Origin of the sequence: Microbacterium sp. NPDC089321 (assembly GCF_040684935.1) — a bacterium.
Lineage (GTDB): Bacteria > Actinomycetota > Actinomycetes > Actinomycetales > Microbacteriaceae > Microbacterium.
This window is the reverse complement of record NZ_JBFBGX010000002.1, coordinates 438,630-453,931: the sequence shown is the minus strand read 5'-3', so window position 1 is coordinate 453,931 and position 15,302 is coordinate 438,630. Positions and strand designations below refer to the sequence as shown.

Here is a 15,302-nt window from a genome sequence, read left to right as displayed (position 1 = left end):
CGTGCCGGTGGTCGCATCGACCCCCGGACAGACGCGGGATTCTCACCGAAGGCGGTCTATTCGAAGGGGAAATTGGTAGACCAGATGTAATTTCGGTACACCAAATCTCGGAGTTGGTATACACTTCTGAGAATTCGCCGACCCGAACCATCGAGGAAGATCGTGACGGACATACAGACGCTGCCGCCCAAGACAGAGGCGGTCGCAGCCACGCCCCCTATCGCGACCGGGCGCTCCCTGCTCGGCACGGCATGGCTGCGCATCAAGCGCAGCCCGGTCGCGCTGGCTTCGTTCGGAGTCGTGATCGCGATCATCCTGTTCGCGCTGCTCGCTCCGGTGCTCGTCGCGATCGAGGGACAGGACCCGTACACGACCAACACCGGACCGGAAGTGCTGGACAACTTCATGACACCGGGGCTGCCGCAGCCCGCGTACATGTTCCCCTCCCAGGAGCACTGGCTCGGAGTCGAACCGGGCCTCGGACGCGACATCTTCGCGCGCATCGCGTACGGCGCTCAGGTCTCGCTTCTCATCGCGCTCCTCTCGACCGTCGTCTCGGTCGTGCTGGGCACGGTGCTGGGCGCAGCGGCCGGTTACTTCGGCGGCAAGGTCGACATGGTGATCAGCCGGATCATCGACCTGTTCCTCGCGTTCCCGCACCTGCTGCTCGTGCTCTCGCTCACGCCCATCCTGCAGTCGCGGCTTCGGGACACTCCGCTCGGTCAGGGCAGCTTCGTGCCCATCGCCTCACTGGTGCTCATCCTCGGGTTCTTCGGCTGGGCGTACCTCGCCCGAGTCGTGCGCGGACAGGTGCTCAGCATCCGCGAGCAGGAGTACATCGAGGCTGCGAAGTCGTACGGCGCATCGCATCGCACCATCATCTTCCGCCAGGTCATCCCCAACGTGCTGGGCGTCGTGCTCGTGTACGGAACCATGATGATCCCTGCCAACATCTCGGCAGAGGCGGCTCTGTCCTTCCTCGGCGTCGGCGTCAAGGATCCCACCCCCTCGTGGGGACAGATGCTCAACGCCGCCCAGGCCGGCAACTGGTATCTGAGCGACCCGTGGTTCCTCATCGTGCCGGGTACCGCACTGATCATCACTGTGCTCGCGTTCAACCTGCTCGGCGACGCCGTCCGCGATGCGCTCGACCCCAAGGCGTCGCGCCACTGACCTTCCCCTCCGCGCATCACCCACCCTCACCGAAAGAGATCGAGTAATGAGACACCGCAGTCCCCTGCTCGCCGCTGCGACCATGGCGATCGCCCTGGTCGTCACCGGCTGCACGAGCACCGCCGCCACCGACGGCGCGACACCCCAGGCGTCGAACGACCCCTACGCCGCTCGCATCGTCGAGGCCGGCTTCGACGAGCCAGGCGGCAACGTCAACGTCCTCATGTCGAGCGACTTCCAGACCCTCGACCCGGGCAACAGCAACTACGTGCAGACGGCGAACGTGGGTCAGCTGTACTACCGCACCCTCACGATGGCGAAGGAGACCGCCGGCCAGCCGCCCGAGATCGTCCCCGACCTCGCGACCGACCTCGGGAAGGTTTCGGAGGACGGTCTTACCTGGACCTACACGCTCAAGGACGGCCTGAAGTACGAGGACGGCAGCCCTATCGTGGCGGCAGACGTCAAGTACGGCATCGAGCGCACCTTCGCACGCGACGTGTACACCCAGGCCCCTCAGGAGCTCAACGCCGTGCTCGACGCGGACACATACAAGGGCCCGTACTCCGGTGGGGAGCTGACCGCGGTCGAGACGCCGGATGACAAGACCGTCATCTTCCACCTCAAGCAGCCGTACCCCGACTTCCCCGCTCTGGCCTCGCGCTCGAACTCCGCGCCGGTGCCCGAGGCGAAGGACACCAAGCTCGACTACACCAACCACCCGATCTCGTCGGGCCCGTACATGATCGAGAACTACGACCGCGGGCGCGAGCTCACGCTCGTCCGCAACCCGAACTGGGACCCCGCGACCGACGAGAACCGCAGCGCGCTTCCCGACACCTTCACCTTCTCGCTGTCGACGGCGCAGGCGACGATCTCGCAGCAGCTTCTGAGCGACTCCGACCCCACCGCCATCACCCTCGACTCGAACGGTGCCCTGCAGGCATCCGACACCGCACGCCTCACCGACGCGGCCATCGCCGGCCGCACCGCTGCAGGCCTGCTCGGCTGCACCGACGTGCTGAACTTCAACACCGAGACGATCACCGATCCTGACGTGCGTCACGCCCTGGCTCTCGCCATCGATCGCGCCGCGATCCAGGTGCAGTACGGCGGCCAGCGCTTCGGCAAGCTCACCAACTCGTACCTCAACGAGCAGCAGGTGGGCTGGATCGAGCCGACGATCGACATCGATCCCGAGGGCAAGCCGAAGCTCGATGAGGCGAAGAAGCTGCTCGAAGGCAAGGACGTCCCGGCGTCGCTGACCTACGGCTACTCCAACGCCACCGATCGCTACAAGAACCTCGGCACCGTGCTGCAGCAGAACTTCAAGGAACTGGGCATCGACCTCGAGATGGTCGCGATCCCCGCGCCGAACTACTACACCACCCTCGCGGGCGACCAGATGCCCGACATCGCCCGCTCCGGCTGGTGCGGCGGCGCCGCCTCCGGCTCCACCCGCACGACGGTCGACCCGAACCTCGGCCCGAGCCTCGACGGCACCACGTACGGCTTCAGCAACATCTCACGTCTGCACGACCCTGATATCGCGAAGGCCATGTACGAGCTGCGAAACACCAACGGCTCGTCCGAGGAGCTCAACACCCAGTGGACCGAGCTCTACAACAAGGCGAGCGAGCAGTACCCGATCGTGCCGCTGGTGCGCACCTTCACCAACAGCGTCGTCGGATCGAAGATCCGCAACGCTCAGGTGGGCTACTTCTTCGGAAGCATCGACCTGTCCACCGTCGGCGTCGCGAAGTGACGACCTGATCACCATCTGAAAGGACGGGGCCGGCCATCGGCCGGCCCCCGCACGGGACAGACATGTTCGAATTCCTCGTTCGCCGCACGCTCGCACTCGTGGCGCTGCTGGTCGTGGTGAGCTTCATCACCTTCGCGCTCTTCCAGTTCGGCCCCGCAGACCCCGCCGCCGCAGCATGCGGTCAGGAGTGCACCCCTGATCGCATCGCGCAGGCCAGGGTCGCTCTCGGAATGGACAAGCCCTTCTTCGAGCAGTACTTCACGTACCTCTCCGGATTCTTCGGCGGCCGCATGATCGGCGCACCGGGCGCAGAGCAGCTGTGCGCGTGGCCGTGCCTCGGCAAGTCCTTCCAGACGAACGAGAACGTCACCGATGTGATCGCCAGGGCACTCCCCTACACGATCTCGATCTCGATCGGCGCCATCGTGCTCTGGACCGTCGTCGGCGTCGGGTTCGGACTGCTCGCAGCACTCCGCAAGGGCAAGGCGACCGACAAGATCATCGTCGGCGCCGCATCCATCGGCGTCTCGCTGCCGATCCCGGTCTCGGGCCTGATGCTGCTGCTCGTCTTCGTCAGCACGCTGCACTGGCTGCCCTTCACGAGCAACCAGATCAGCAGCCCGTTCGGCCCCGCGGGTCCTGGAGCGTGGTTCGCCAACTACCTGCTCCCCTGGGTCGCGCTGGCCATCCTGTTCAGCGCCCAGTACATCCGCATCACCCGCAACAACATGATCGAGACGTTCGGCGAGGACTTCATGCGCACCGCCAGGGCCAAGGGGCTCGGCCGCCGTGAGATCACGTTCCGCCACGGCGTGCGAGCGGGTATCACCCCGATCGTCACGATGCTCGGACTCGACATCGGCGTGCTGCTGGGTGGCGCTGTGCTCACCGAGCAGATCTTCTCCGTTCCCGGCCTCGGCTTCACCGCAGTGCGCGCCGCGACCTCAGGCGACCTTCCCGTCACCATGGCGATCACCATGCTCGCCGCCTTCTTCATCATCACTGCCAATGTCATCGTCGACGTCGCGTACGCGAGCGTCGACCCGAGAGTGAGGGTCAGCTGATGAGCTCCCCGTTCCTCGACATCCGCGACCTCCGCGTCGCCTTCCCCACAGACGACGGTCTGGTGCACGCCGTGAACGGCATGGACCTGACGCTGCACCGCGGCGAGACCGTCGGAATCGTCGGCGAATCCGGCTCTGGCAAGACCGTGACCAGTCAGGCGCTGATGGGCCTGCTCAAGGGCACCAGCGCCAGGGTCACCGGCCAGATCGTGCTCGACGGCGTCGACCTCGTTCCCCTCAGTGAGAACGCGATGCGACCGTACCGAGGACGCAAGATCGGCATGATCTTCCAGGATCCCCTGTCGGCGATGCACCCGTTCTACACGGTGGGCCGTCAGATCGCCGAGGCGTACCGGGTGCACAACAGGGTGAGCGCGAAGGCTGCGCGCACGCAGGCCATCGACATGCTGAACAGGGTCGGCATCCCCGACCCCGTGTCCCGGTTCGACGCGTATCCGCACGAGTTCTCGGGCGGTATGCGCCAGCGCGCGATGATCGCCATGGCGCTCATCTGCGAGCCCGAGCTGCTGATCGCCGACGAGCCGACCACCGCTCTGGATGTGACGGTGCAGGCGCAGATCCTCGATCTGATCTCGTCGCTTCAGGCGGAGACAGGATCGGCTGTGGTGTTCGTCACCCACGATCTGGGTGTCGTGGCCGAGGTCTGTCAGCGTGTCGTGGTCATGTACGGCGGGCAGTGCGTCGAGGAGGCGGCTGTCAGGGACGCATTCTTCGAGACCGCCCACCCCTATACGAAGGGCCTGCTGGCCTCGATGCCGTCGATGGCCGACGAGGCGGGGCGGCTGACTCCGATCCCCGGGTTCCCCCCGTCGCTGCTGGACCTGCCACAGGGCTGCCTGTTCGCGGATCGCTGCCCGGTGTCGCATCTCGTGCCGGGCGACCGCTGCCGCACCGAGCGCCCCGTGCTGGCAGGCGAGGGGGGCCATCGCTCCCGGTGCCACCTCCCACAGCAGACCGTGACCGCCGCGACCCTGGAGGTCCTGTCATGAGCACTCCCCTGCTGCAGGTCGAAGACCTGGCGAAGCACTTCGCGGTGAAGAAGGGCTTTCTGCGCCCGACGTCGCACGTGAAAGCCGTCGACGGGGTGTCGTTCTCACTCGAGCGCGGCTCCACGCTCGGGCTCGTCGGCGAGTCGGGGTGCGGCAAGTCCACGACGGGCCGCCTTCTCATGCGTCTGCTGAGTCCGACGTCCGGCCGCATCCTGCTCGACGGCACCGACGTCGCCGGCCTGAAGGGTCGGGAGCTGCAGGAGTTCCGTCGCCGCGTGCAGATGGTGTTCCAGAACCCGTCGTCGTCGCTGAACCCCCGCCAGACGGTGGGCTCCGCCATCGCTGCTCCGCTGCACGCGCAGGGCGTCAGTCCCAAGGAGGGCATGAAGAGCCGCGTGGCATCTCTGATGGACCGGGTCGGTCTGCGACCCGAGCACTACAACCGCTTTCCGCACGAGTTCTCCGGTGGGCAGAAGCAGCGCGTGGGGATCGCGCGTGCGCTCGCCCTCGATCCCGACATCGTGATCTGCGACGAGCCCGTCTCGGCCCTCGACGTGTCGGTGCAGGCGCAGGTGATCAACCTGCTGCAGGACATTCAGGCCGACACCGGGATCTCGTACGTGTTCATCGCGCACGACCTCTCGGTGGTCAAGCACTTCGCCGACGATGTCGCCGTGATGTATCTCGGCAAGATCATGGAGCTCGGCAGCCGTGACGATGTCTTCGGCCGCCCGGTGCACCCCTACACGCAGTCCCTGCTGTCGTCGGTGCCCTCGCCCGACCCTGACGCCGACCGCAGCGGTCGCATCCGGCTCACAGGCGATCTGCCCCATCCGTCGAACCCGCCGAGCGGCTGCGTCTTCCGCACCCGCTGCCCGCTCAGACCGCTCCTCAGCGAGGAGAAACAGCAGATGTGCATGCAGAACGCACCCTCGGGTGCGGTCGCATGCCACCATCCCTCAGACGCTGCGGAGTTCGCGGCGCGCACACCCCAAGAGAGGACCCTCCATGCTCATCCGTAATGCCCGCCCGTGGGGTGCCGCCGCCGCCGACGTCGAGATCGTCGACGGCCGCATCGCTGAGATCCGGCCGCACGATGAGTCGGCCGCCCTGCGGGAAGACGATGTCGACGGGCGCGGTCGACTGCTCCTCCCGTCGTTCAGCGACGTGCACGTGCATCTCGACTCGTCGCGCATCGGCCTGCCGTTCCGAGAGCACACGGGCGCCCCCGGCGTGTGGGGAATGATGATGAACGACCGGCGCAACTGGCGCAACACCGATGTGCCGCACGCCGACATCGTCGCCGGGACCCTCGAGCGGATGATCGCGAAGGGCACGACCCGCGTGCGCTCGTACGCGCAGGTCGACGTGGACTGCCGACTCGAGAAGTTCGACTCGGTGATGGCCGCGAAAGAGAAGTTCGCCGCGCACGCGGACGTGCAGATCATGACCTTCCCGCAGGCCGGCATCCTGCGCGAGGAGGGCACGGTCGAGCTGCTCGAGGAGTCGCTCAAGCAGGGTGCGGACGTGATGGGCGGCATCGATCCGTCGATGCTCGACCGCGACCCGGCCAGGCATCTCGACATCGTGTTCGGCCTCGCAGAGAAGTACCAGGTCGAGGTCGACATCCACCTGCATGAACCGGGTCATCTCGGGGTGTTCAGCACGGATCTCGTGACCGAGCGCACACGGGCCCTGGGCATGCAGGGCAAGGTCACGATGTCGCACGCGTACGACCTGGGCGCCGTCGACGAGGCGACCAGTCGCCGACTGATCGACACCTTCGCCGAACTCGACATCTCGATGGCCACCGTCGCCCCGTCGACGAGCAACCATCTCTCTCTCGTGCAGCTCGTCGAGGCGGGCGTGCGCGTCGGCCTCGGCGAGGACGGCCAGCGCGACTACTGGAGCCCGTACGGCAACTGCGACATGCTCGATCGCACATGGCAGCTCGCGTTCGTCAACGGCTTCCGTCGCGACGACCTGATCGAGCTGGCCCTCGCTGTCGGCACGATGGGCGGCGCGAGCATCATGTCGCCCGACTCACCCCGCCCCACCGGCCCCGGCGAGCGACCCGGTGCGGCGGTCGGCGACCGAGCCGATCTGCTGCTGGTCGATGGCGAGACGCCCACCAGCGCAGTGATGGATCGTGGCGACGACCGCACGGTCATCCACGATGGACGCGTCGTCGCGGACGGGCTGCAGGTCATCGGGCTCTGAGCGCCCTATCGGGCGCTCGCGAATTGCAGGAGTTCTCTCGGAACGCAGGAACGGATCAGGGCATCCCTCCTGCGTTTCGACTGGACTCCTGTATTTCGTGCGTTCCCAAGGGCGGTGCCACGTCCGCACATATGACGAGAGCCGCCCACACCGTGGGCGGCTCTCCAAGAATGTTCTGCGCGATTGAACGCTGGTCGATTACCGACGAAGACCGAGGCGCTCGATGAGCGAGCGGTAACGGTTGATGTCGACGTCCTGCAGGTAACCCAGCAGGCGACGGCGCTGACCGACGAGCAGGAACAGACCACGACGCGAGTGGTGGTCGTGCTTGTGCTCCTTGAGGTGCTCGGTGAGGTCCTTGATGCGCTGCGTCAGCATTGCGACCTGCACCTCGGGGGATCCGGTGTCACCGGGGTGCGTCGCGTACTCTTCGATGATCGCCTTCTTGACGTCTGCTTCCAGTGCCATAGATTCGATCCCCTCTCTGCTTGTTGCGCGGTGCCCGACGCCGAATGCGTGGGCTCTCTTTATCCGCGGCCGATCAAACGGCAACCTGAACAGCTTACAGCATCCAGCCGCATGGAATGCGCACCGATAGCCTCGATGAGTGCAGTTCTCCCGCGCTCATCTGATCGATCTCACTCCTCTCAGGACCAGCCCCGCGTTCGCCCGCATGTGGATCGGCTCGGCACTGGCCGGCATCGGCGGACAGCTGACCATCGTCACCGTCATGCTGCACGTCTTCGAGCTGACCGGCAGCACGTTCGCCGTCTCGATGATCGCGGTCGCTGGACTCGTGCCGATGATCCTCGCCGGGCTCTACGGCGGCATGCTCGCCGACGCGTTCGACCGGCGCCGCGTCGCGCTGATCGCCGCGACCATCGCGTTCGCCGCGACCGCCCTTCTCACCGCGCTGACCTGGACCGGCGCCGAGACGATCTGGTGGCTGTACGGGCTCAGCATGATCATCGCCGCGGCGAACTCGGTCGGGATGGTCACGCGCACAGCCATCGTGCCGAGACTGATCCCGCTCGCTCAGCTCGCCGCGGCATCCGCGCTCAACGGCGTCGCCTTCGGACTCACGGTCATGGTCGGCCCCGCCGTGGCCGGCATGCTGGTGGCGCTCACCGGGTTCGGGTGGACGTACACGATCGACGTGATCCTCATGCTGTGCATGTTCCTGGGCCTCTGGACGCTTCCGGCGCTTCTGCCGGAGGGCACCGTCGTGCGGCCCGGTCTGGCATCCCTCGTCGACGGCTGGCGCTTCCTGCGTCGCGCCGGGAACATCCGCGCCCAGTACCTGCTCGACATCGCGGCCATGACCTTCGGCAACCCACTCGCCCTTTACCCCGCACTCGGCACGGTCCTGCTCGGTGGCGGCGCGGTGACGACCGGCCTTCTCACGGCGTCGGTCGCCGTGGGGACGTTCGTGTCGAGCCTGTTCTCGGGCCGGATCGTCCAGTACCGCTGGCACGGCGCCGGCATCGCCCGCGCAGTGCAGGCGTACGGCGCGACGATAGCCCTGTTCGGAGCGATCGTGCTGATCGGGGCGTTCCTGCCGCCGGCATCCGAGCACTCCCCCGATGTGCCGCTCATCGTCGGCGCGTGCGTGGCGTTGGCGCTCTCGGGCGCGGCAGACAACATCAGCTCGATCTACCGCAACACGATGATGCAGGCGGCTGTGCCCGACGCCATGCGCGGGCGTCTGCAGGGCGTGTTCATCATCGTCGTCGCCGGGGGCCCGCGACTGGGCGCCCTGTACGCCGGCGCGCTGGCCACCATCACCACCCTGTGGTTCCCGCCGCTGCTCGGCGGGCTGCTGGTGATCGGCTTCGCCGCGATGATCGCGCGCCTCACCCCGCGCTTCCGCGCCTATGACGCACTGAACCCGGAGGCCTGAGTCGCGGTCAGCGACTCGAGCCCCCGGGTCCGGGTCTGGCTGCCTCAGGCCTGCAGGGCGCCCTGCAGGTCGAGGTTGATCGTGATGTCCTTGCCGACGAGCACGCCGCCGGTCTCGAGAGCGGCGTTCCAGGTCAGCCCGAAGTCCTCGCGGTTGATGACGGTCTTGGCCGACGCTCCTGCCTTGTAGTTGCCCCACGGGTCGGAGCCGAAGCCACCGAAGTCGAACTCGAAGCTGACCGGCTTCGTGATGCCGCGGATGGTGAGGTCGCCATCGACGTAGAACTCGTCACCGTCGACGCGCGCACCGGTCGACACGAACTCCATGGTCGGGAAGTTCTCGGTGTCGAAGAAGTCAGCCGAGCGCAGGTGGGTGTCGCGACCCTCGTCGTTGGTGTCGATCGAGTTCACGTCGACGGTGGCCTCGACCTTGGCTTCGAGCGGGTTCTCGGGAGCGATCAGGGTCGCGTTCTTGATGCCGAAGGAGCCGCGCACCTTCGAGATCATCATGTGGCGCACGCTGAAGGTGACCTCGCTGTGGCTGGGGTCCAGGACCCAGGTGCCGGGACGGTAGCCGGGGATCTCGATCGACATAAGTGTTCTCCTTGACGTTCATCGGGCGCTTTCGCGCAGTACCGAGGATAACTTACATTCACGTGCATGTATTCCCGGGCTGTTCGAGAAAATGAGAGAACCCCTCTCCGCCGAGGCGGACAGGGGTTCTCAGAGCGTCTGTCGGATCAGCCGACGGCGACGAGGTCGATGATGAAGATGAGGGTCTTGCCCGAGAGGAAGTGACCTGCGCCGGCCGGCCCGTAGGCCAGGTGCGGCGGGATCACGAGCTCGCGGCGACCGCCGACCTTCATACCGGGGATGCCGTCCTGCCATCCCTGGATCAGGCCGCGCAGCGGGAACTGGATGGTCTCGCCGCGGCCCCACGACGAGTCGAACTCCTCACCGGAGTCGTACTCGACGCCGGCGTAGTGGACCGTGACGGTGTCGCCGGGCTTGGCCTCGGCGCCATCGCCCTCGATGATGTCGCGGATGACGAGCTCTGCGGGAGCGGGTCCGGTGGGCGCGTCGAACTCGGGCTTCGTGCGTTCAGTCATGAGTCCATCCAACCCCGCTTCTCGGGCCGTGGTCAATGCGACACGTCCGCTGAGCGCGTAACCGGCGGCTGTCCACGCCGCTCAGTCCCGGTCGGCGACGTCGCGCGAGAGTCGCTGCGAGACCCACACCGGGATGAAGGATGCCAGGATGACGACCGTCGCGACGACGTTCACGACGTTCGCCTCATTGGGCCGCGCCATCTGATTCATGATCCACAGCGGCAGCGTGTCCACACCGGGGGGCGCCGTGAAGATCGTCACGTACACCTCGTCGAAGCTCAGAGCGAAGGCGAGGATCGCGCCCGCCACCAGCGCACTGCGGAACTGTGGGAACGTCACCATGCGGAAGGTCTGCCACGGCGTCGCCCCGAGGTCCTGCGACGCCTCCTCGAGGCTCGGATTCATCCGCCGCAGGCGCGCCAGCACGTTGTTGAAGACCATCACGATGCAGAAGGTTCCGTGGGCGATGATCATGCCCCAGAATCCGACCTGGATGCCGATCGGCTCGAGCATCTGGTTGTACGTGTTGTTCAGCGCGACACCGGTGACGATGCCCGGCAGCGCGATGGGCAGCACCACGAGGAGGTTGACGCCTCGCTGTCCGAAGAAGCGGTACCGCTGCAGCGCGAAGGCCACGAGCGTGCCGAGCACCACGGCGATGGCCGTGGCGCCTGTCGCGACCAGCACCGAGTTCAGCAGCGCGTCCCGGACGGGCTGACTCGTGAACGCCCGGCCCCACCACTCGAGGCTGAACCCGCTGACGGGCCAGCTGGCGATACGCGCCGAGTTGAACGAGTTCATCACGACGAGCATGAGCGGGACGTACATGAACGCGAGGATGACCGCGACGATGATCCCGAGCACGATCTTCGACGTTCGTGACAGTCTCAGCATGGTCGGCTCACATCCTTTCCAGGGCGCCGGTGCGCTGCACGCTCACCAGGTAGATGACGACGAAGGCGATGGGGACCACCGAGAACGCCGCCGCCAGGGGCGGGTTCAGGTTGATGTTCGAGGCGATGACGCTTCCGATCATCTGGGTGTCGCCGCCGACGAACTTCGCAACCAGATAGTCGCCCAGACTCAGCGAGAACGTGAACACCGAGCCCGCGATGATGGCCGGCTTGATGAGCGGAAGCACCACGGTGCGGATGGTGCGCCACGACCCCGCGCCGAGGTCCGCCGAGGCGTCGAAGAGGTTGGCCGGGAGCTGACGGATCGCGGTGTACACCGGAACGGCCATGTAGGGCAGCCACAGGTACGTGAGTGTGAGCACGACTGTGAAGACGGTGAACCCGGGGCCGCGGATACCGAAGGGCGCGAGCATCCAGTTGAAGAAGCCCTGCTCGGTGAACGTGATGCGCATCGCGATGACCTTCACGAGGTACCCGGCCCAGAGCGGCAGCGTGATCGAGACGGCCAGCACCGCGCGCAGCCACGGCGAGGCGACCTTCGCCATGAAGATCCCGAGCGGCACCGACACGACGATCGAGAGCACGGTGACCCCGAGAGCGATGCCCAGTGTGCGCAGCGCCGTGGAGGCGTAGGCGGGATTGGCCACCAGCTGCTCGAAGTTGTCGAAGGTGAAGCCCGGCTTGACCTTGGAGGTGAACGGGTCGGTCACCCAGAACGCCGTCACCAGCAGCATGACGAGCGAGAAGATGTAGATGCCGATGAGCCAGGCCATCGGCAGGGCCAGCAGGCCGGCGATGCGAACGCGGCGCGTCATGTCGTTCCTGTCGTCGTCGAGAGGGTGGGTCCGGGGCGGAGGAGATGCTCCCCCGCCCCGGGGTCAGGCGGGCCGGATCAGCCCTTGACGCTCGTCCAGGCGTCGGTCCACTGCTGGAAGTTGGTGCACTTGACGTCGGTGCGACCATCGATGCACTGCTCGATCGGGGTAGTCCAGAACCACACCTTCTTGAAGTACTCCTCGTTCGTGGCGTTGTAGTACTCGCAGTGCGCCTTCGCCTCTTCGCTGGTGTCGCAGAAGGCGGCGTTTGCGGGGGCCATGCCGAAGTTCATCGCGATCGCTCCGTTGACCTCGGGCGAGGAGGCGTAGTCCATCCACGCGTACGCGCAGTTGGGGTTCTTCGACTTCGCGGCGAGCATCCAGGCGTCCGACCAACCGGTCGAGCCCTCCTCCGGCAGCACGCTCTTGAACTTCTCGTCTTCGGTGAGCTTGCGCAGCACCTCCCACGAGGTGCCCAGCACCGTCGTGCCCCCGGCGAACGACGTGATCTGCGCGGCAGGGTCGGCCCAGTACTCCGAGACGATCTCGTTCTGCTGCTTGAGCAGGTCGACGGCGGCCTTGAGCTGCTTCTCGTCGAGTGCGTAGGGGTTCTCGATGCCGAGGTCGGGCTCGTGCGCCATGAGATAGACGGCCGCGTCGGCGATGTAGATCGGCGCGTCGTACGCGATGACCTTGCCGGCGTACGGGCTGTCCTTCTCCCAGGCGACGTCCCAGCTGGTGGGCTCCTCCGTGACGACCTCGCTGTTGTACTGCAGGATGTTTGCTCCACGGCCGATCGGGATGCCGTACGACTTGCCGTTGATGGTGTCGTAGATCTGACCCTTCATGCCTTCGACGATGTCGTCGCCGAAGTTCGGGATGAACTCGAGATTGAGAGGCTGCACGTCGCCGCCCGCGATGAGGCGCAGGCTCGCGTCGCCCGATGCCGAGACCAGGTCGTAGTCGCCGGTGCGCATGAGCTGAACCATCTCATCGCTGGTTCCCGCCACGCGGCGGTTGACCGTGCAGCCGGTCTCCTCGGTGAAGGCGTCCGACCAGGCGGGCTCCACGAACCCCGACCAGGCGATGATGTTCACCTCCTTCTCGTTGTCTCCGAGCTTCTCCATCATGGGAACGTCGGGGACGTCGATCGACAGGCCGCCGTCGCCGCCGCCGCCGGGCTCGCTAGCGGCGGAGCAGCCGGACAGCGCGAGGGCTGCGGCTGCGGTCAGGGCCGAGATGGCCAGGATCTTGTTTCGCATGGATCTCTCCTTCGTGATCGCGGTGCGCGAGTGTGTCGGTACTGCTGGGATCGGGCTCAGGGAAGCCGCGCGGCGTGCGCGGGGTTCCAGGTGGCGCGCACCCGATCGCCTCGGCCGGGTTCGCCGGCGCCGGAGGCGTGGTGGTGCGCGTTCGGCCGCTCGGCGATGATGTCGATGCCGGCGTCCGAGGTGATGAGGTAGCGGGTGGCTGGTCCGGTGTAGACGACCTCGGAGATCGTGCCGACGAGTCCCACATCGCCGTCGGCGAGCGCGTCGGATGCGGCGTGCAGGCGCACACGCTCGGGTCGGATGCTCATGGTGCGTCGATCTCGCGTGAGCTCGCCGGCGAGCTCGGCGCCGATGAGGTTGGACAGGCCGAGGAACCGCGCGACGAACTCGGTCTGCGGCTCCTCGTACACCTCGCGGGCGCTGCCCACCTGCTCGATGCGGCCGTTGTTGAAGACCGCGACGCGGTCGCTCAGCGTCAGCGCCTCCTCCTGGTCGTGCGTGACGAAGATGAAGGTGATGCCGACCTCGCGCTGGATCTGCTTGAGCTCGATCTGCATCTGCTCGCGCAGCTGCTTGTCGAGGGCGCCGAGCGGCTCGTCGAGCAGCAGCACCTGGGGGCGCAGGATGAGCGCGCGGGCGAGTGCGATCCGCTGACGCTGACCACCGGAGAGCTGGTGGGGCAGGCGGTCGGCGACGTGGTCGAGGCGCACGCGACGCAGCGACTCTGCCACCTGCTCCGTGCGCTCGCCCTTGCTCGTGCCCTTGACCCGCAGGCCGTAGCCCACGTTCTCGGCGATCGTCATGTGCGGGAACAGGGCGTAGTCCTGGAACACCGTGTTGACGTCGCGGGCGTGCGGCGGGATGCGGGTGACATCGACACCCGAGAGCCGCACCGTGCCCGAGGTCGCCTCCTCGAAACCTGCGATGATGCGCAGCACCGTGGTCTTGCCTGACCCCGAGGGACCGAGCATGGAGAGGAACTCGCCCGGCGCCACGTGCAGGTCGAGGTCGCGCACGGCGGTGAACTCGCCGAACGACTTGGTAAGGCCGGTCAGCGACACGCTGCCCTTGGCGGAGGTGTCGCTCGCGGCATCAGTGGCCATCGCGGCAGTCGTCATCGTGCTCCTCGATCCTCATCGACTCGGAAGGTGGATTAAACATATAAAACCGTAGGTCATATTTCAAGTCTTCTTCTCGACGAGCTCCCGTGGAAGAATCCAGGAATGGAATCGCTGACCTCCTCCCCCGGTGCCCGCACCGAGCAGGATCGTCAGCGCAGCCGTCATCCGCATCGCCTCCAGGGCGCCCTCTTCCAGCCCATCGGCGACGAGGGCAGGGCTGAGCTCGTCGAGCGGCGTCTGGTCGACGCCATCCACCGCGGACACCTGCGGGCCGGAGAGCGCCTCCCCTCCGAATCCGAACTCGCCCGCAGCTTCGGGGTCGCCCCCGTCACCGTGCGCGAGGCACTGCTCACCCTTCGCGGACAGGGGCTGATCGTGACGCGGCGCGGTCGCAACGGCGGCAGCTTCGTCGTCGACGACGCCGACCCCCTCGCGTTCGCCCGCACCGCTCTTCTGCGCACCTCTCGGCTGGCACTGCGCGACATGGGCGCGCACTACAGCGCCATCACCGCCGCGGCCGTACGTCTCGCCGCCCGCCGCGCCGACCCCAGCGAGGCGAACCGGGTTCTACGGCGGCTCGAGCGGCTCGAGGATCTCGATGTCGATCAGCAGCGCCGCGTGCTCGACGATGTGCTGGTCGAGCTCGTCTCGCTGAGCCAGTCGGCTCGGCTCACCCGCGAGCAGATGAAGCTGCAGGCCGAGTTCTCGCCGTATCTGCGGCTCGCCGCCCCCGATGACGCTGGCCTTCAGACGCAGTCCGCTTCGCTCGCGGGCATCATCGCCGCTGTCGAGCAGAACGACCCGGACGCGGCGGGCTCGCGCACCGAGCAGCTGGTCGCCGACGTCATAGACGCGCTGATCCACCTGCAGAGCTCGCCACCTGGCGTCCCATGACCCCTTCCCCCTCTCCCGGACGGATCGGTCCCCCTCGACCCGCCCTC

15 protein-coding genes and 1 pseudogene are annotated in these 15,302 nt (G+C 66.8%); 8 read left to right on the top strand and 8 right to left on the bottom strand.

The window, feature by feature from the left end; translation table 11 throughout:
* The first annotated feature begins 162 nt into the window (after positions 1–162).
* The 5 genes from AB0N59_RS10150 (at position 163) to AB0N59_RS10130 (ending at position 6,034) form a co-directional block, all read left to right on the top strand.
* Complete coding sequence (locus AB0N59_RS10150) at positions 163–1,173, top strand: ABC transporter permease (protein WP_363482393.1); 1,011 nt, start codon at positions 163–165, stop codon at positions 1,171–1,173.
* 46 nt (positions 1,174–1,219) lie between these two features.
* The gene (locus AB0N59_RS10145; RefSeq protein WP_363482390.1) at positions 1,220–2,938 is read left to right on the top strand and encodes an ABC transporter substrate-binding protein; all 1,719 of its coding nucleotides are present in this window, start codon (positions 1,220–1,222) and stop codon (positions 2,936–2,938) included.
* A gap of 62 nt (positions 2,939–3,000) precedes the next feature.
* Positions 3,001–4,002: an ABC transporter permease gene (locus tag AB0N59_RS10140; protein WP_363482387.1), complete on the top strand. Its 1,002-nt coding sequence runs from the start codon at positions 3,001–3,003 to the stop codon at positions 4,000–4,002.
* Positions 4,002–5,012: an ABC transporter ATP-binding protein gene (locus AB0N59_RS10135; RefSeq protein ID WP_363482384.1), complete on the top strand. Its 1,011-nt coding sequence runs from the start codon at positions 4,002–4,004 to the stop codon at positions 5,010–5,012. Before AB0N59_RS10140 ends, AB0N59_RS10135 begins: the two co-directional genes overlap by 1 nt.
* The gene (locus AB0N59_RS10130; RefSeq protein WP_363482381.1) at positions 5,009–6,034 is read left to right on the top strand and encodes a dipeptide ABC transporter ATP-binding protein; all 1,026 of its coding nucleotides are present in this window, start codon (positions 5,009–5,011) and stop codon (positions 6,032–6,034) included. Before AB0N59_RS10135 ends, AB0N59_RS10130 begins: the two co-directional genes overlap by 4 nt.
* Before the next feature lie 22 nt (positions 6,035–6,056).
* Here AB0N59_RS10130 and AB0N59_RS10125 read toward each other — a convergent pair.
* Positions 6,057–6,230, bottom strand: a pseudogene (locus AB0N59_RS10125) (hypothetical protein); the annotation flags it as partial.
* On the opposite strand from AB0N59_RS10125, the gene AB0N59_RS10120 reads away from it, so the two are divergent.
* Entirely contained in the window at positions 6,156–7,232 is a 1,077-nt protein-coding gene (locus tag AB0N59_RS10120; RefSeq protein ID WP_363484193.1) for an amidohydrolase family protein, read from the top strand. The pseudogene AB0N59_RS10125 and the gene AB0N59_RS10120 sit on opposite strands and share 75 nt — an antisense overlap.
* A gap of 198 nt (positions 7,233–7,430) precedes the next feature.
* On the opposite strand, the gene rpsO is transcribed toward AB0N59_RS10120, so the two are convergent.
* Positions 7,431–7,700: a 30S ribosomal protein S15 gene (rpsO, locus tag AB0N59_RS10115; RefSeq protein ID WP_018187174.1), complete on the bottom strand. Its 270-nt coding sequence runs from the start codon at positions 7,698–7,700 to the stop codon at positions 7,431–7,433.
* Positions 7,701–7,839: 139 nt separating this feature from the next.
* Between rpsO and AB0N59_RS10110 the strand changes: the two genes are divergently transcribed.
* Positions 7,840–9,132 carry an MFS transporter gene (locus AB0N59_RS10110; RefSeq protein WP_363482378.1) on the top strand — a complete coding sequence of 431 codons (1,293 nt, stop codon included), beginning with the start codon at positions 7,840–7,842 and terminating at the stop codon, positions 9,130–9,132.
* A gap of 44 nt (positions 9,133–9,176) precedes the next feature.
* Here the strand turns inward: AB0N59_RS10110 and AB0N59_RS10105 are convergent, their stop codons facing one another.
* The 6 genes from AB0N59_RS10105 to AB0N59_RS10080 form a co-directional block, all read right to left on the bottom strand.
* Positions 9,177–9,725 carry a YceI family protein gene (locus AB0N59_RS10105; protein WP_363482375.1) on the bottom strand — a complete coding sequence of 183 codons (549 nt, stop codon included), beginning with the start codon at positions 9,723–9,725 and terminating at the stop codon, positions 9,177–9,179.
* Positions 9,726–9,871: 146 nt separating this feature from the next.
* Positions 9,872–10,240 carry an FKBP-type peptidyl-prolyl cis-trans isomerase gene (locus tag AB0N59_RS10100; RefSeq protein ID WP_204976235.1) on the bottom strand — a complete coding sequence of 123 codons (369 nt, stop codon included), beginning with the start codon at positions 10,238–10,240 and terminating at the stop codon, positions 9,872–9,874.
* 81 nt (positions 10,241–10,321) lie between these two features.
* Positions 10,322–11,134: an ABC transporter permease gene (locus AB0N59_RS10095; protein ID WP_363482371.1), complete on the bottom strand. Its 813-nt coding sequence runs from the start codon at positions 11,132–11,134 to the stop codon at positions 10,322–10,324.
* A 7-nt stretch (positions 11,135–11,141) separates the two neighbouring features.
* Positions 11,142–11,969, bottom strand: a complete 828-nt coding sequence (locus tag AB0N59_RS10090) for an ABC transporter permease (RefSeq protein ID WP_363482368.1) — start codon at positions 11,967–11,969, stop codon at positions 11,142–11,144.
* 77 nt (positions 11,970–12,046) lie between these two features.
* A complete protein-coding gene (locus tag AB0N59_RS10085; protein WP_363482365.1) occupies positions 12,047–13,231 on the bottom strand; it encodes an extracellular solute-binding protein in 1,185 nt (394 codons plus the stop codon).
* Between the two features lie 56 nt (positions 13,232–13,287).
* Positions 13,288–14,358 carry an ABC transporter ATP-binding protein gene (locus tag AB0N59_RS10080; RefSeq protein ID WP_363482362.1) on the bottom strand — a complete coding sequence of 357 codons (1,071 nt, stop codon included), beginning with the start codon at positions 14,356–14,358 and terminating at the stop codon, positions 13,288–13,290.
* Positions 14,359–14,463: 105 nt separating this feature from the next.
* On the opposite strand from AB0N59_RS10080, the gene AB0N59_RS10075 reads away from it, so the two are divergent.
* A complete protein-coding gene (locus AB0N59_RS10075; RefSeq protein WP_363482359.1) occupies positions 14,464–15,255 on the top strand; it encodes a GntR family transcriptional regulator in 792 nt (263 codons plus the stop codon).
* Positions 15,256–15,302: the final 47 nt, after the last annotated feature.